Here is a 15,925-nt window from a genome sequence, read left to right as displayed (position 1 = left end):
CATGGACATCGATCAGGCCCGAACCTTCCTGGAAATCGTGCGTTGCGGCAGCCTGGTCGCCGCCGCCGAACGCCTGTTCGTGTCGCAGACGGCCATCACCGCGCGCGTGCAACGGCTGGAACGGCTACTGGGCTGCCAGTTGTTCGTGCGCAGCCGCAACGGCGCCAGCCTGACCAGTGACGGCGAGGCCTTCGTCAGCTATGCCAACCAGCTGGTGCAGACCTGGGAAGCCGCGCGCCGCGACCTGCCGCTGCCCCAGGGCTGCCAGCAGGTGCTGCATGTGGGCGGCGAGGTGAGCCTGGGCAACCCGATGATGCTCGACTGGGTCAGCGCGCTGCACCGCGAACTGCATGGCCACGCGATCCGCAGCGAAGTCAGCGACGGTGAGTCGCTGTTGCGCAAGGTGGAGATGGGCCTGCTGGACGCCGCGCTGGTGTACCAGCCGACCTACGGCCCAGGCCTGCAGGTGGAGCAGTTGATGGAGGAGAAACTGATCCGCGTACGCCGGGTGGACCGGCCCGAGCCGTACATCTACATCGACTGGGGCGAGGCCTTTCGCCGCCAGCACGACGCCGCCCTGCCCGAGCTGTCACGCCCGGCGCTGAGCTTCAACCTTGGGCCGCTGGCCCTGCAGTTCATCCTCGACCAGGGCGGCAGCGGCTACTTCCGCACCCGGGTGGTGCAGGCCTACCTGCAAAGCGGCGTGTTCGAGCGGGTGCCCGAAGCGCCGGAGTTCACCTACCCGACCTTCCTGGTGTACGCCCGCGAACGCGACAGCGCGGCCCTGCAGCAGTCCTTCGCGGTGTTGCGCCGGCTGGTGGCCGCCGGCGAAAGCGACTGGTCACAGCGCTGGGACCCGGTTATCTGAACCCTGGGCGGCCGCCGTCAGGAGGTGCCGTTTGAGGCCGGCGATCAGGTCGGTCTGGGTGACCACCCCCACCAGGCTGTCGCCGTCGAGCACCGGCAGGCAGTGCAGGCCCTGCTCGCTGAGCAGTGGCAGCAGGCGCTCCAGCGGGTGCTGGCTGCTCACGCTGACAACGCGTCGACTCATGACCTGCTCCAGGCGCACAGTGTTGCGGCGCAGCAGCCCACGCCAGCTGAAACGCCCGCGCGCCATGGCCGGGCCGACCAGATCGCTGAGGCTGACGATGCCCACCAGGCGGCCGTTGTCCAGCACTGGCAAGGTTTTCAGGTGATGGCTGGCGAGCATCTTCCAGGCCTGTTCGAGGCTGGTGCGCGGCGTGGCCGACTGCACATCGCGGGACATCACCGCGCCTGCGGTGATGCCGCCAAGGCTGCGTTGCAACGCATGCTGCTCGGTGGCCAGGATGATCCGCTCCAGCTCGTCGCGGGTCACGTCGACGAACTCGCCGATGTCTTCCAGGGCCTGGTCCAGGTCGTCGGCGTTGATGCCCACGCGCTCGCCGGGCAGCGGGTCATGGGTGTGGTGCAGGTCTTTGCGCGGCGCGGCGCCCTTTGGGTAACGCACGCCGGTGAGGCGGTTGTAGACCACCGCGACAGCGACCAGGATCAGCGCATTGAGCAGCACCGGTTCGAGCAGGTGGTCGCCCATCGCCACCAGCCCCGGATCGGCCAGCACCGCACTGACCGCCACGCCGCCACCCGGCGGGTGCAGGCAGCGCAGCAGGCACATCACCAGGGTGGCGAGCGCCAGCGCGGCTGCCGCCACCCATAGCCCGTCGCCGAAGCCGTGGCGCATGGCCAGGCCCACGGCGCCGGCCAGCGCGTAGCTGCCCACCACCGGCCACGGCTGGGCCAGCGGCCCGGAATGCACGGCGAACACCAACACCGCCGAGGCTGCCAACGGGCCGAGCAGGTGCAAGGCAATCGACGGGCCGTAGGCCAGGCTGCACAGGTAGCCGGCGAGGAACAGGCCGAGCAGCGCGCCAAGGCCTGCGCGCAGCCATTCTTTGGGGGGGATGTTCAGGGGCGCCGGGAGCAGGCGCTGCAGACGGGTATCGGGGCGAGAGGCAGGCATCGAAGTAGTGGCGTCGTGTTTTTCTGATTTGAAAAGAAAGCCCAGCGCAAACGCACCTGGGCCCGGTATTGCAAAGGCAATAACGCAAGGGGCTCCGTCCATGGAGAGATGGAAACCGGAGGGTTTCGTGGGGGGGATTGTGCCGGGAGGGCAGGTTTGCCTGCCAATTCAAAAAACTGCGGCTGTACTGCAATTTTTTTGCAGGGTTGATCCGGTCCTCATCGCGGGGCAAGCCCGCTCCCACGATGGAGATCCCGTGGGAGCGGGCTTGCCCCGCGATGGCGATCAACGACTTTTGCGCGGCAACTCGATACTCACCCGCAACCCGCCCTGCGGGCTATCCAGCAAGGCGATGCGCCCGCCCCAGGCGTCGACGATATCGCGCACGATACCCAGCCCCAGGCCGTGCCCATCGACCTGCTCGTCCAGCCGCGAGCCGCGCTCGAGCACTTGCAGGCGCTGCGCTTCGGGAATGCCGGGGCCATCGTCGTCGACCCACAGCTGATAACAATCTGCGGTCGCCGCCATGCCCACGCGCACCTCGCTGTCAGCCCATTTGCAGGCGTTGTCCAGCAAGTTGCCGAGCAACTCCAGCAGGTCTTCGCGATCCCACGGCAACAACAGCCCGGGCGGTACGTCGCGCTCCAGCAACAGCCCTTCGCCATGGATCATCCCCAAGGTTGCCAGCAAGCCCGGCAGTTCGGCATCGCAGTCGAACTGCGCGCCGGGCAGCGCGTCCCCGGCCAGGCGCGCACGGTTGAGCTCCCGGGCCAGGCGCTGCTGGATCTGTTGCAGTTGCTCGCGCATCTGCGCGCGCACCTCGGGCAATGCCTGCAGGCGCTCGCTGGCGGCCAGGCTGAGCAGCACCGCCAGCGGCGTCTTCAGCGCATGCCCCAGGTTGCCCAGGGCATTGCGCGAGCGGCGCAGGCTGTCTTCGGTGTGATTGAGCAGGTGGTTGATCTGATCCACCAAAGGCTGCAATTCGCTGGGCACCTGGGCATCCAACTGCGAGCGCTGGCCCTGCTGCAACTGGGCGATCTGCTGACGGGCGCGCTCCAGCGGGCGCAGCGAGCGGGTCACGGTGATGCGCTGCAGCACCAGCACCAGCAACAACGCCACCAGGCCCATGCCCAGGCCGATCTGCTGCATGCGGCGAAAACCCTCGCGCACCGGCGAATAGTCCTGGGCCACACTGATCGAGATGTCCTGGCCCAGGCGCCGGTAGTCGCCGCGATAGGCCAGCAGTTGCTGGCCCTCGGGGCCCAGCTCATGGCCGTCGTCCAGCCCGGGCTTGGCCGGCTTGGGCATGTCCAGGTCCCAGAGCGAGCGCGAACGCCAGGTGCCCTGGTCGAAATCGATACGAAAGTAGTAGCCCGAGAAGGGGCGCTGGTAGGCCGCCGATATGCGCCGCTCGTCCAGTTGCAGGCCGGACGGCCCACGCACCAGCGCCACCAGCAGGTTCTCGCTCTCTTTGCGCAGGCCGGTTTCCAGGTAACGCTGCAGGCCGGCCTCGAACAGCCACAGCGTGAGTTGCGCAAACGCCAGGCCCACCACCACCAGCACCGCCACCAGGCCCAGGCTCAAGCGCGCCTGGATCGACTTCACGCGCCACTCCCGGCGTACACATAACCCTGGCCACGGCGGGTCTCGATCACGCTGCGCCCGAGCTTGCGGCGCAAGTGGTTGACGTGCACTTCAAGGACGTTGGAATCACGCTCGGTCTCACCGTCGTAGAGGTGCTCGGCCAGGTGGCTCTTGGACAGCACCTGGCCTGGGTGCAGCATGAAATAGCGCAGCAGGCGGAACTCGGCAGCGGTCAGCTGGACGTCGATGCCTTCGCGGCTGACGCACTGGCGCGATTCATCCAGGTGCAGGCCGGCGGCTTCCAGCCTCGGCTGGTTGGCCAAGCCCTTGGCGCGGCGCAGCAGGGCCTGGATGCGCAGTTGCAGCTCCTCGGGATGGAAGGGTTTGCTCAGGTAGTCGTCGGCGCCGGCCTTGAGGCCTTCGATTCGCTCGGCCCAGGAGCCGCGCGCCGTGAGGATCAGCACCGGGGTGGCGAGGTTGGCCCCGCGCCATTGCGCCAGCACCTCAAGCCCAGGCAACCCCGGCAAGCCGAGGTCAAGGATGATCAGGTCGTAGGGCTCGCTCTGGCCCTGGTACACCGCGTCCCGGCCGTCGGCCAGCCAGTCCACTGCATATCCCTGGCGCTGCAGGGCGGCAATCAGTTCATCGGCCAGGGGCACGTTGTCTTCGACCAGCAACAGGCGCATTCAGTCATCTTCCTCGTCTTTGAGCAGCTCGCCGGTGCGGGCGTCGAGCTTGATCTCGCGCACTACGCCCTGGGGGGTCAGCAACTCGACTTCGTATTCGTAGCGGCCGTGCTTCTCTTCCAGCTCCGCCTCCAGCAGGCGCGCCCCGGGGTAACGCCCCAGGGCGGTCTCGAGCAAGCGCTCGAAAGGCAGGATGATGCCCTGCTGGCGCAGCGCCAGGGCCTCGTCCTGATCCAGGTCGCGGGCGGCGGCCAGCGAGCACATCCCGAGCAAGGCCAGGGCCAGGCAGCGCGCCGCCTGCGGTAATGCGTTCATCAATTGTCCCGCGCGTCCTTCAGCACTTCACCGGTCTTGGCGTCCAGGTCGACGTCCCATTCGACGTTCTGCGCATCACGCAGTTCGACCTTGTAGATGTAGCGGCCGTATTCGTCTTCGAGCTCGGAGTCGGTGACGGTGGCGCCGGGGTGCTTGGCCACGGCGGCGGCCTTGAGTTCGTCCAGCGACTTGATGGTCTTGGCGTTCACCAGCTTGACCACTTCATCGGGCTGCACGTCCTTGGCGAAGGCGGCGTTGGCACCCAATGCAAGGGCGGCGGCGGTGAACAGGGCAGTCAGGGTCTTCATGGGGTCTCTCCTTGGGGATGAACAAGTTGTCTACGCAAACAAGACTAACCGGGGGTCCTTAATCCAACCTGAAAACAGCTGGCCGCATGATAGCGCAGATGGGAAGTCGGCCTGTACCGACCCGGTCACCTTGTTACCGTGGGAGCGGGCTTGCCCCGCGATTGGGCCTATACTGCGCGCCTGCCCCGGTTAGAGAACCTCGATGAGCGCCATCCACATCAAGTACCCCGCCCTGACCTTCAAGGCCGGCCAACGCGCCCTGCGCCAGATCCGCGAGCGCGGCCTGCAGGCGGCCGATGTCGGTGTGCTGCCCGGCGCCGCCGGCGGCCCCAAGCCTTTGGGCATTCAGGGCCTGGACCTGGCGCTGTTCGGTGAATGGCTACCCACCGCCCCACGCCAGCGCGCACTGATCGGCGCCTCGATCGGTTCCTGGCGCTTCGCCAGCGCCTGCCTCGACGACCCGGTGGCCGGCCTGCGCCGCCTGGGCGAGCTGTACACCGAGCAGGACTTCGCCAAAGGCGTCACCCCCAGGCAGATCAGCCAGAGCAGCCAGCGCATGCTCGACGACCTGCTGCAGGGCCGCGACGGGCAGATTCTCGGCAACCCGCACTACCGCCTGAACATCCTGGTGGTGAAGAGCCACGGCCAGCTCGCCCACGATCACCGTGGCCGCCTGGGCCTGGGCTTGTCTTCGGTGGTCGCCAGCAACCTGCTGGGGCGCGCACGCCTGGGCCGGCATTTCGAACGAGTGATTCTGCATGACCAGCGCGCCGCGCCACCGCTGGACGCGCTCACCGACTTCCCTTCGCGCTGCTTGCCGCTGGACCTGGCCAACCTGCGCCAGGCCCTGCTCGCCTCGGGTTCGATCCCCATGGTCATGGAGGGCGTGCGCGACATCCCCGGCGCCGGCGCCGGCACCTACCGCGACGGCGGCCTGCTCGACTACCACCTGGACCTGCCCTACCGGGGCGACGACCTGGTGCTCTACCCGCACTTCACCGACAAGGTGGTGCCTGGCTGGTTCGACAAGGCCCTGCCATGGCGCAAGGGCGACGCCACGCGCCTGCAGAACGTGCTGCTGATGACCCCGTCGCCGCAGTACCTGGCCGCCCTGCCCTACGGCAAGCTGCCCGACCGCAACGACTTCAAGCGTTTCATGGGCGATGCGCCGACGCGCAAGCGCTACTGGTACAAGGCCATTGCCGAAAGCCAGCGGCTGGGGGATGAGCTGCTGGAGCTGATCGCCACCGGGCGGTTGCAGGATCGGTTGCAAGCCTTGTAGCGGGCATGCTGGTAGACTGCGCGCATCATTGATACACACAGAGTCCTGACATCTTGGAAATCTTCAAGGAATTCACCTTCGAATCGGCCCACCGCCTGCCCAACGTTCCCGCCGGGCACAAGTGCGGCCGCCTGCATGGTCACTCGTTCAAGGTCGGCCTGCACCTGACCGGCCCGCTCGATCCGCACACCGGCTGGATCCGCGATTTTTCCGAGATCAAGGCGATCTTCAAACCGATCTACGAGCAGTTGGACCACAACTACCTGAATGACATCCCCGGCCTGGAGAACCCCACCAGCGAAGTGCTCGCCAAGTGGATCTGGGACCAGGTCAAGCCGCTGCTGCCGGAGTTGTCGAAAGTGCGTATTCATGAGACCTGCACCAGCGGGTGCGAGTACACCGGCGACTGATCGAATGGCCTCATCGCGGGGCAAGCCCGCTCCCACGCCCCCACATGACGCGTGGGAGCGGGCTTGCCCCGCGATGAGGCCGGCAGCCTACTGCATGGCGTCGCGCAAAAAGCTCGGCGCGATATAGCGCTGGTAATGCGCCTCGGACAGCAAGAAAAACTCGCGATCGATGGCATCGCGCAGTTGCGGCAAGTCCCAATCGCGGAACTCCGGCAACAACACCATTCCATACGCCTCGAGATCGCGGATCATCCGCGCCCCACGGGCGATCAGCTGGTACGCCCAGCAATATTCCGACTGCTGCACGACAAAGCGGATCGAGCGCTGCTCCAGTTGCTGGCGCAGCAGGCCTTTGTCGAACACTTCCAGCTTGGCCATCATCACCTGCACCAGCAGTTGCTCCAGGCGCAGCCACACGGCGCGCTTCTGCTCGTCGTCGTAGCCGTTCCAGTGGATCACTTCGTGGTGAAAACGCTTGCAGCCACGGCACACCAGATCTCCATACACCGTGGAGCAGAGGCCGACGCAAGGGGTCTTGATGGACTGGTTGGTCATTGGAAAACAACAGCTTGACGGCGGAACACCGGCTCATGTTAGCCCTTTGTCTAACCAGGGTCACTGGTTAAAGTCATCTTTGCCGCCTTACCTTCGGGCTTTTTTTACCGTAGAATCACTCCGCCTTTTCAAGGCAACAATGTCCGTTGGAAGCTGTTTTCAAAGCGTCACGAGCACAGTTGATCCGGTAGAACGGCGTTGGCCCGGGCCATGCACCCTCGCATGCCCGTGCCAGCCCTCATCAGCCTCCCGTTCTACAGGCGTAAAACTTTGAAAGCAGCTTCTGTAAGGATTCTTTGCGACCCTGGCGGTGCGACTCAAAAAGTCGGCGCTGCGCATGGGTGCATTGAATGCTGGATGAGCGTCCCGGACTCCCTTTAGGGACCACTGATGAGGGTAATAACTGTGCTTGAAGCCTACCGCAAACACATCGAAGAGCGTGCCGCTCTGGGTATCGTGCCCCAGCCGCTGAACGCCGAACAAACCGCAGGCCTGGTCGAGCTGCTGAAAAACCCGCCGGCCGGCGAAGAAGCCTTCCTCGTAGACCTGATCACCAACCGCGTTCCGCCAGGGGTGGACGAAGCCGCCTACGTCAAGGCCGCTTTCCTCTCCGCCATCGCCAAGGGCGAAGCCAAGTCGCCACTGCTCGACCGCAAGCGCGCTGCCGAGCTGCTGGGCACCATGCAGGGCGGCTACAACATCGAGACGCTGGTTGCGCTGCTGGATGACGCCGAACTGGGCGCCGTCGCGGCCGAACAGCTCAAGCACACCCTGCTGATGTTCGACGCCTTCCACGACGTGGCCGAAAAAGCCAAGGCCGGCAACGTCCACGCCAAGGCCGTGCTGGAATCCTGGGCTGCCGGCGAGTGGTTCACCTCGCGCCCGGCCATCGCCGACAAGTACACCCTGACCGTGTTCAAGGTGCCAGGCGAAACCAACACCGACGACCTGTCCCCTGCCCCGGACGCCTGGTCGCGCCCTGACATCCCGCTGCACGCCCTGGCCATGCTGAAGATGGCCCGCGACGGCATCGAGCCCAAGCAGCCTGGTTCGGTCGGCCCGCTGGCCCAGATCGAAGCGGTCAAGGCCAAAGGCCACCCGGTTGCCTACGTCGGTGACGTGGTCGGTACCGGTTCCTCGCGTAAATCCGCCACCAACTCGGTGCTGTGGTTCTTCGGCGACGACATTCCGTACGTCCCGAACAAGCGCGCCGGTGGCTTCTGCTTCGGCACCAAGATCGCTCCGATCTTCTACAACACCATGGAAGACGCCGGCGCCCTGCCGATCGAATTCGACTGCACCAACCTGGCCATGGGCGACGTCATCGACGTCTACCCGTTCAAGGGCGAAGTGCGCCGCAACGGCAGCGACGAGCTGGTCACCAGCTTCGAGCTGAAAACCGAAGTGCTGCTCGATGAAGTCCGCGCTGGCGGCCGTATCCCGCTGATCGTCGGCCGTGGCCTGACCGAGAAAGCCCGCGCCGAACTGGGCCTGGGTGCTTCCGACCTGTTCAAGAAGCCAGAGCAACCTGCCGCTTCGACCAAGGGCTTCACCCTGGCGCAGAAGATGGTCGGCCGTGCCTGCGGTCTGCCGGAAGGCCAGGGCGTGCGCCCAGGTGCCTACTGCGAGCCGAAGATGACCACCGTCGGTTCCCAGGACACCACTGGCCCGATGACCCGCGACGAGCTGAAAGACCTGGCGTGCCTGGGCTTCTCCGCCGACCTGGTAATGCAGTCGTTCTGCCACACCGCCGCGTATCCGAAGCCGATCGACGTCACCACTCACCACACCCTGCCAGACTTCATCCGCACCCGTGGCGGCGTGTCGCTGCGCCCGGGCGACGGCATCATCCACAGCTGGCTGAACCGCATGCTGATGCCTGACACCGTCGGCACCGGTGGCGACTCGCACACCCGCTTCCCGATCGGCATCTCGTTCCCGGCCGGTTCCGGCCTGGTGGCCTTCGCCGCTGCCACCGGCGTCATGCCGCTGGACATGCCAGAGTCGATCCTGGTGCGCTTCAAGGGCAAGCTGCAGCCTGGCATCACCCTGCGTGACCTGGTCCATGCCATCCCTTACTACGCCATCCAGAAAGGCCTGCTGACCGTCGAGAAGAAGGGCAAGAAAAACGCCTTCTCCGGCCGCATCCTGGAAATCGAAGGCCTGGACGAACTGACTGTCGAGCAAGCGTTCGAGCTGTCCGACGCCTCGGCCGAGCGTTCCGCTGCCGGCTGCACCATCAAGCTGCCAGAGAAGGCCGTTGCCGAGTACCTGCAGTCCAACATCACCCTGCTGCGCTGGATGATCGGCGAAGGCTACGGCGATGCCCGCACCCTGGAGCGTCGCGCCCAGGCCATGGAAGCCTGGCTGGCCAAGCCTGAGCTGCTGTCGGCTGACAAAGACGCAGAGTACGCCGAGATCATCGAGATCGACCTGGCCGACGTCAAAGAGCCTGTGCTCTGCGCGCCGAACGACCCGGACGATGCCCGCCTGCTGTCTTCGGTACAGGGCGAGAAGATCGACGAAGTGTTCATCGGTTCGTGCATGACCAACATCGGCCACTTCCGCGCTGCCGGCAAGCTGCTGGACAAGGTCAAGGGCGGTATCCCTACCCGTCTGTGGCTGGCTCCGCCAACCAAGATGGACGCCCACCAGCTGACCGAAGAAGGCTACTACGGCATCTACGGCAAGGCCGGTGCGCGCATGGAAATGCCAGGCTGCTCGCTGTGCATGGGTAACCAGGCACGTGTGCAGACCGGTTCGACCGTGGTCTCCACCTCGACCCGTAACTTCCCGAACCGTCTGGGCGACGCCACCAACGTGTACCTGGCCTCGGCCGAGCTGGCTGCGGTGGCTTCGATCATCGGCAAGCTGCCGACCGTCGAAGAGTACATGCAGTACGCCAAGGACATCGACAGCATGGCTGCCGACGTCTACCGCTACCTGAGCTTCGACCAGATCGCCGAGTTCCGCGAAGCGGCTGCCAACGCCAAGATCCCGGTGATTCAGGCGTAAGTTGAGTTTCAGGCTGTAACAGAAAGCCCCGGTAGAAATACCGGGGCTTTTTTATTGACCTTGTTCTGGCCTCTTCGCGGGTAAACCCGCTCCCACGTTCATACGCAGGCACTAGCCTCGTGGGAGCGGGCTTGCCCCGCGATGAGGCCGGTACAAACAGCATCAAATCACGAACAGATCGACAAACCTGTGCACGGGCATGGCCTCCAGCCTCGCCTGGTCCCTGCACAACGCCACAATCTCCTCACAGCGCTGACGCACGAAGCGCGTCGCCAGGTTGGCCCTGAACTTGGCCTCCAGCAACGGCAGCCCCTCCTCCCGCCGACGCCGATGGCCGATCGGATACTCCACCACCACCTGCTCGGTGTGGGTGCCGTCCTTGAAGAACACCTGCACGGCATTGGCGATCGAGCGCTTGTCGGCCTCCAGGTACTCGCGGCTGAAGCGCGGCTCCTCGACCACCTCCATCTTCTCGCGCAAGCGGTCGATGCTCGGGTGGGCGGCGTGGAAGCTGTCTTCATAGTGCTCGGCCACCAGGTCGCCGAAAATCAACGGCACTGCGGTCATGTATTGCAGGCAATGGTCACGGTCGGCGGCGTTGGCCAGCGGGCCTTCCTTGGAAATGATGCGGATCGCCGACTCGTTGGTGGCGATGACGATGCGGTCGACCTCATGCAGGCGGTTGCGCACCTGCCGATGCAGCATCAGCGCCGCCTCGCAGGCGGTCTGGGCATGGAACTCGGCGGGGAAGCTGACCTTGAACAGGATGTTTTCCATGACGTAGCTGCCGAAGGGCTGCGGCAGGCGCAATTCGCGCTGGGCCTCTTGCTTGAGGGCCAGGTCCTTGTTGCTGTGGCTGAACGAAACATCATAAAAGCCCCACTGCGCAGCACTGAGCACACCGGGGATGCCCATTTCACCGCGCAGGGCGATATCGGCCAGGCGCACGCCCCGGCTGGAGGCATCCCCCGCCGCCCACGACTTGCGCGAGCCGGCGTTGGGCGCATGGCGGTAGGTGCGCAGGGCCTGCCCATCGACGAAGGCATGGGACAAGGCCGACAGCAACTGATCGCGGTTGGCGCCCATCAGCTTGGCGCACACTGCCGTCGAGGCGACCTTGACCAGCAGCACATGGTCCAGGCCGACCCGGTTGAAGGCGTTCTCCAGCGCCAGCACGCCCTGGATCTCGTGGGCCATGACCATGGCCTCGAGGACGTCGCGCATGGTCAGCGGCGCTTCGCCACCGGCCACGCGCTTCTGCGACAGGTGATCGGTGACCGCGAGAATCCCGCCCAGGTTGTCCGAGGGATGGGCCCATTCGGCAGCCAGCCAGGTGTCGTTGTAGTCCAGCCAGCGGACAATGCAGCCAATGTCCCAGGCGGCTTTGACCGGGTCGAGGCGGTAGGCGGTGCCGGGCACGCGAGCGCCATTGGGGACCACCGTGCCTTCGACCAGCGGGCCGAGCAGCTTGGTGCATTCGGGGAAACGCAGCGCCAGCAGGCCGCAGCCGAGGGTGTCCATCAGGCAGTGACGGGCGGTATCCAGGGCTTCGGGGGATTCGACGCGATAGCCGAGCACGTAGTCGGCAAGGGTCTGCAGGACCTGGTCGTAGTCGGGGCGGGTGTTGCTGTCTGTGTTGGCGCTCATTCGTGGCTCCTTGAAAAAGAGCTGCTTTGCAGCCCATCGCGGGTCAAGCCCGCTCCCACGCGTAGTGACGTGGGAGCGGGCTTGCCCCGCGATGGGCCAGTAAAGCCGAGCGCTGATAGTGCGTTAGAAGCTGTCGCCAGGCACGCGCACCCAGCCCTCCATCAGCACCCGAGCACTGCGGCTCATGATTGCTTTGGTCACGGTCCATTGCCCGTCAACCTGGCGGGCTTGTGCCCCCACGCGCAACGTCCCGGACGGATGACCGAAGCGCACCGCACTTCGTTCGCCACCGCCGGCGGCAAGGTTGACCAGGGTCCCGGGGATCGCCGCTGCCGTGCCAATGGCCACCGCCGCGGTGCCCATCATGGCGTGGTGCAACTTGCCCATGGACAGGGCGCGCACCAGCAAATCGACATCGCCCGCATTGACCACTTTGCCGCTGGAAGCAGTGTAGGTGGTTGGCGGCGCGACGAAAGCGACCTTGGGTGTGTGCTGACGCCCGGCAGCCTGGTCGATATGTTCGATCAGCCCCATGCGCACCGCGCCGTGGGCGCGAATGGTCTCGAACCGCGCCAGTGCAGCGACGTCAGCATTGATCGCGTCCTGAAGTTCGGTACCGGTGTAATCGAGGTCGGCGGCGTTGATGAAGATGGTCGGAATGCCGGCGTTGATCAGGGTTGCCTTGAAGGTACCGACACCCGGCACTTCAAGATCGTCGACCAGATTGCCGGTGGGGAACATCGCCCCGCCGTCACCGTCCTCGTCGGCGGCCGGGTCGAGGAACTCCAGCTGCACCTCGGCGGCCGGGAAGGTCACGCCGTCGAGTTCGAAATCGCCGGTTTCCTGTACCTCACCCTCGGTGATCGGCACATGGGCGATGATGGTCTTGCCGATGTTGGCCTGCCAGATGCGCACGGTGGCGACACCGTTGCGTGGCACCCGCGCGGGGTCGACCAGGCCGCCACTGATGGCGAACGAACCGACCGCAGCCGAGAGGTTGCCGCAGTTGCCGCTCCAGTCGACGAAGGCCTTGTCGATCGACACCTGGCCGAACAGGTAGTCGACATCATGGTCGGGCTTGATACTCTTCGACAGGATCACGCTCTTGCTGGTGCTGGACGTCGCGCCGCCCATGCCGTCGATCTGCTTGCCGTACGGATCGGGGCTGCCGATCACCCGCAGCAGCAGGGCATCGCGGGCGGGGCCGGGGATCTGCGCCTGTTCGGGCAGGTCTTGCAGGCGGAAGAACACGCCTTTGCTGGTGCCGCCACGGATGTAGGTGGCGGGGATTCTGATTTGCGGTACATGTGTCATGGTCAATTCCTGTCTTGCACGACACCCTGTGGGAGCGGGTTTACCCGCGAAGGCGTTTGATCAAGCAATGATGTTGATCCTGCCGACGCATTCGCGGGTAAACCCGCTCCCACAGGGGCCATGCTGCTCCTGTTAGGCCGTGCCTTCCAGGAAGTCCTGGGCAAAGCGCTGCAGCACCCCGCCCGCCTCGTAGATCGACACTTCTTCGGCAGTATCCAGGCGGCAGGTCACCGGCACCTCGACACGCTCACCATTGCGCCGCGTGACCACCAGGGTCAGCGTGGCGCGCGGCTTGCGCTCACCGAGCACGTCATAGACCTCGCTCCCATCGAGCCCCAGGGTCTTGCGGTCGGTCCCTGGCTTGAACTCCAGCGGCAGTACGCCCATGCCCACCAGGTTGGTGCGGTGGATACGCTCGAAGCCTTCGGCGACGATCGCCTCGACCCCCGCCAGGCGCACGCCCTTGGCCGCCCAGTCACGGGACGAACCCTGGCCGTAGTCGGCACCGGCGACGATGATCAACGGCTGCTTGCGCTGCATGTAGGTTTCGATGGCTTCCCACATGCGGGTCACCTTGCCTTCCGGCTCGATGCGCGCCAGCGAACCCTGCTTCACGCTGCCGTCGTCCTTGCGCACCATCTCGTTGAACAGCTTGGGGTTGGCGAAGGTGGCGCGCTGGGCGGTCAGGTGGTCGCCACGGTGGGTGGCGTAGGAGTTGAAGTCCTCTTCCGGCAGGCCCATCTTCGCCAGGTATTCACCCGCGGCGCTGTCGAGCATGATGGCGTTGGACGGCGACAGGTGGTCGGTGGTGATGTTGTCCGGCAGCACCGCCAGCGGGCGCATGCCGCGCAGGGTGCGCTCACCGGCCAGGGCGCCTTCCCAGTACGGCGGGCGGCGAATGTAGGTACTCATCGGGCGCCAGTCATACAGCGGCGCGACCTTCGGCCCCTTGTCCTCCTCGATGGTGAACATCGGGATGTACACCTGGCGGAACTGCTCCGGTTTGACCGAAGCACGTACTACGGCGTCGATCTCTTCGTCGCTCGGCCAGATGTCCTTCAGGCGGATCTCCTTGCCGTCCACCACACCCAGCACGTCCTTCTCGATATCGAAGCGGATGGTGCCGGCGATGGCGTAGGCCACCACCAGCGGCGGCGAGGCGAGGAAAGCCTGCTTGGCGTACGGGTGGATGCGCCCGTCGAAGTTGCGGTTGCCCGACAGCACGGCGGTGGCGTACAGGTCGCGGTCGATGATCTCCTGCTGGATCACCGGGTCCAGTGCACCGGACATGCCGTTGCAAGTGGTGCAGGCGAAGGCGACGACACCGAAGCCCAGTTGCTCCAGTTCCTGCTCGAGCCCGGCCTCCTTGAGGTACAGCTGCACGGTCTTGGAGCCCGGCGCCAGCGACGACTTGACCCACGGCTTGCGGGCCAGGCCGAGCTTGTTGGCGTTGCGCGCCAGCAGGCCCGCGGCAATCACGTTGCGCGGGTTGCTGGTGTTGGTGCAGCTGGTGATGGCGGCGATGATCACCGCGCCGTCCGGCATCTGCCCCGGCACCTCCTGCCACTGCCCGGCAATGCCCTTGGCCGCCAGGTCGCTGGTGGCTACCCGGGCGTGCGGGTTGGATGGCCCGGCCATGTTGCGCACCACGCTCGACAGATCGAAGCTCAGGGTGCGCTCGTACTCGGCCTTGGCCAGGCTGTCGGCCCACAGGCCGGCGGCCTTGGCGTAGGTTTCGACCAACTGCACCTGCGACTCTTCACGGCCGGTGAGCTTGAGGTAGTCGATGGTCTGCTGGTCGATGGCGAACATCGCCGCAGTGGCGCCGTATTCCGGGGCCATGTTGGAGATGGTGGCACGGTCGCCCAGGGTCAGCGCGCTGGCGCCCACACCATGGAACTCGAGGTAGGCACCCACCACCTTCTGCTTGCGCAGGAACTCGGTCAGCGCCAGCACCAGGTCGGTGGCGGTGATGTTCGGCGCCAGGCGACCGGTCAGCTCGACGCCGACGATTTCCGGCAGGCGCATCCACGAGGCGCGGCCGAGCATCACGTTCTCGGCCTCCAGGCCACCGACGCCGATGGCGATCACGCCCAGGGCGTCGACATGCGGGGTGTGGCTGTCGGTGCCGACGCAGGTGTCCGGGTAGGCCACGCCACGCTCGCTGTGGATCACCGGCGACATCTTCTCCAGGTTGATCTGGTGCATGATGCCGTTGCCCGGCTGGATCACGTCGACGTTCTTGAACGCCTTCTTGGTCCAGTTGATGAAGTGGAAGCGGTCTTCGTTGCGACGGTCTTCGATGGCGCGGTTCTTCTCGAAGGCCTGCGGATCGAAGCCGCCGCACTCCACCGCCAGCGAGTGGTCGACGATCAGCTGTACCGGCACCACCGGGTTGACTGCGGCGGGGTCGCCTCCCTTGTCGGCGATGGCGTCGCGCAGGCCGGCCAGGTCCACCAGCGCGGTCTGGCCGAGGATGTCGTGGCACACCACGCGGGCCGGGAACCAGGGGAAGTCGAGGTCACGCTTGCGTTCGATCAGCTGTTCGAGCGATGCATCGAGGGTGGCCGGATCGCAGCGGCGCACGAGGTTTTCGGCCAGTACGCGGGAGGTATACGGCAGGCCGTCGTAGGCGCCGGGCTTGATGGCCTCGACCGCGGCGCGGGCGTCGTAGTAGTCCAGGGCGGTGCCTGGCAGGGACTTGCGGAATGCGCTGTTCATATCGTTATCTGGCTCGGTCACGGTTTACCTGGGCAGACGCCGATCCCGTGGGAGCGGGCTTGCCCCGCGAAAGCATCGACAGGTCAAGC

The 15,925-nt window shown here is 65.7% G+C and carries 13 protein-coding genes; 4 read left to right on the top strand and 9 right to left on the bottom strand.

Features of this window, described 5'->3' with window-relative positions; all coding sequences use genetic code 11:
* Position 1 precedes the first annotated feature (1 nt).
* Positions 2-868 (top strand): LysR family transcriptional regulator, encoded by an 867-nt coding sequence (locus tag DM373_RS14480; RefSeq protein ID WP_110994224.1) that lies wholly within the window; start codon positions 2-4, stop codon positions 866-868.
* Here DM373_RS14480 and DM373_RS14475 read toward each other — a convergent pair.
* The 5 genes from DM373_RS14475 to DM373_RS14455 all read right to left on the bottom strand — a co-directional run bounded on the left by DM373_RS14475 (position 842) and on the right by DM373_RS14455 (position 4,892).
* Positions 842-1,999 carry an HPP family protein gene (locus tag DM373_RS14475; protein ID WP_110994223.1) on the bottom strand — a complete coding sequence of 386 codons (1,158 nt, stop codon included), beginning with the start codon at positions 1,997-1,999 and terminating at the stop codon, positions 842-844. The genes DM373_RS14480 and DM373_RS14475 overlap by 27 nt on opposite strands.
* A gap of 285 nt (positions 2,000-2,284) precedes the next feature.
* The gene (locus tag DM373_RS14470) at positions 2,285-3,604 is read right to left on the bottom strand and encodes a sensor histidine kinase (RefSeq protein ID WP_110994222.1); all 1,320 of its coding nucleotides are present in this window, start codon (positions 3,602-3,604) and stop codon (positions 2,285-2,287) included.
* A complete protein-coding gene (locus tag DM373_RS14465; protein ID WP_110994221.1) occupies positions 3,601-4,269 on the bottom strand; it encodes a response regulator transcription factor in 669 nt (222 codons plus the stop codon). Before DM373_RS14465 ends, DM373_RS14470 begins: the two co-directional genes overlap by 4 nt.
* Complete coding sequence (locus tag DM373_RS14460) at positions 4,270-4,584, bottom strand: PepSY domain-containing protein (protein WP_110994220.1); 315 nt, start codon at positions 4,582-4,584, stop codon at positions 4,270-4,272.
* Positions 4,584-4,892: a PepSY domain-containing protein gene (locus tag DM373_RS14455; RefSeq protein ID WP_110994219.1), complete on the bottom strand. Its 309-nt coding sequence runs from the start codon at positions 4,890-4,892 to the stop codon at positions 4,584-4,586. Before DM373_RS14455 ends, DM373_RS14460 begins: the two co-directional genes overlap by 1 nt.
* Before the next feature lie 202 nt (positions 4,893-5,094).
* Here DM373_RS14455 and DM373_RS14450 point away from each other — a divergent pair, with 202 nt between their 5' ends.
* Both DM373_RS14450 and queD read left to right on the top strand, forming a co-directional pair.
* Positions 5,095-6,174, top strand: coding sequence for a patatin-like phospholipase domain-containing protein (locus DM373_RS14450; protein ID WP_110994218.1), 1,080 nt, complete (start codon positions 5,095-5,097; stop codon positions 6,172-6,174).
* A 53-nt stretch (positions 6,175-6,227) separates the two neighbouring features.
* Entirely contained in the window at positions 6,228-6,584 is a 357-nt protein-coding gene (queD, locus tag DM373_RS14445) for a 6-carboxytetrahydropterin synthase QueD (protein ID WP_110994217.1), read from the top strand.
* 87 nt (positions 6,585-6,671) lie between these two features.
* On the opposite strand, the gene DM373_RS14440 is transcribed toward queD, so the two are convergent.
* Positions 6,672-7,139: a DUF1289 domain-containing protein gene (locus tag DM373_RS14440; protein ID WP_110994216.1), complete on the bottom strand. Its 468-nt coding sequence runs from the start codon at positions 7,137-7,139 to the stop codon at positions 6,672-6,674.
* A 405-nt stretch (positions 7,140-7,544) separates the two neighbouring features.
* On the opposite strand from DM373_RS14440, the gene acnB reads away from it, so the two are divergent.
* Positions 7,545-10,154, top strand: coding sequence for a bifunctional aconitate hydratase 2/2-methylisocitrate dehydratase (gene acnB / locus DM373_RS14435; protein WP_110994215.1), 2,610 nt, complete (start codon positions 7,545-7,547; stop codon positions 10,152-10,154).
* 162 nt (positions 10,155-10,316) lie between these two features.
* Here acnB and prpD read toward each other — a convergent pair whose 3' ends face one another.
* The 3 genes from prpD to acnD form a co-directional block, all read right to left on the bottom strand.
* Positions 10,317-11,801, bottom strand: a complete 1,485-nt coding sequence (gene prpD / locus DM373_RS14430) for a 2-methylcitrate dehydratase (RefSeq protein ID WP_110994214.1) — start codon at positions 11,799-11,801, stop codon at positions 10,317-10,319.
* A gap of 123 nt (positions 11,802-11,924) precedes the next feature.
* Positions 11,925-13,115, bottom strand: a complete 1,191-nt coding sequence (gene prpF, locus DM373_RS14425) for a 2-methylaconitate cis-trans isomerase PrpF (protein ID WP_110994213.1) — start codon at positions 13,113-13,115, stop codon at positions 11,925-11,927.
* Positions 13,116-13,247: 132 nt separating this feature from the next.
* Positions 13,248-15,836, bottom strand: a complete 2,589-nt coding sequence (gene acnD, locus DM373_RS14420) for a Fe/S-dependent 2-methylisocitrate dehydratase AcnD (protein ID WP_110994212.1) — start codon at positions 15,834-15,836, stop codon at positions 13,248-13,250.
* Positions 15,837-15,925: the final 89 nt, after the last annotated feature.

This window comes from Pseudomonas sichuanensis (assembly GCF_003231305.1).
Classification (GTDB): domain Bacteria; phylum Pseudomonadota; class Gammaproteobacteria; order Pseudomonadales; family Pseudomonadaceae; genus Aquipseudomonas; species Aquipseudomonas sichuanensis.
The sequence above is the reverse complement of the archived record's forward strand: the minus strand, read 5'-3'. Positions and strand labels throughout refer to the sequence as shown.

Excerpts from the sequence above, each read along its gene's own strand:
- prpF (WP_110994213.1), bottom strand. The coding sequence starts at position 13,115 with ATGACACATGTACCGCAAATCAGAATCCCCGCCACCTACATCCGTGGC.
- DM373_RS14480 (WP_110994224.1), top strand. The coding sequence starts at position 2 with ATGGACATCGATCAGGCCCGAACCTTCCTGGAAATCGTGCGTTGCGGC.
- DM373_RS14475 (WP_110994223.1), bottom strand. The coding sequence starts at position 1,999 with ATGCCTGCCTCTCGCCCCGATACCCGTCTGCAGCGCCTGCTCCCGGCG.
- DM373_RS14455 (WP_110994219.1), bottom strand. The coding sequence starts at position 4,892 with ATGAAGACCCTGACTGCCCTGTTCACCGCCGCCGCCCTTGCATTGGGT.
- DM373_RS14450 (WP_110994218.1), top strand. The coding sequence starts at position 5,095 with ATGAGCGCCATCCACATCAAGTACCCCGCCCTGACCTTCAAGGCCGGC.
- prpD (WP_110994214.1), bottom strand. The coding sequence starts at position 11,801 with ATGAGCGCCAACACAGACAGCAACACCCGCCCCGACTACGACCAGGTC.
- DM373_RS14465 (WP_110994221.1), bottom strand. The coding sequence starts at position 4,269 with ATGCGCCTGTTGCTGGTCGAAGACAACGTGCCCCTGGCCGATGAACTG.
- acnD (WP_110994212.1), bottom strand. The coding sequence starts at position 15,836 with ATGAACAGCGCATTCCGCAAGTCCCTGCCAGGCACCGCCCTGGACTAC.
- DM373_RS14440 (WP_110994216.1), bottom strand. The coding sequence starts at position 7,139 with ATGACCAACCAGTCCATCAAGACCCCTTGCGTCGGCCTCTGCTCCACG.
- DM373_RS14460 (WP_110994220.1), bottom strand. The coding sequence starts at position 4,584 with ATGAACGCATTACCGCAGGCGGCGCGCTGCCTGGCCCTGGCCTTGCTC.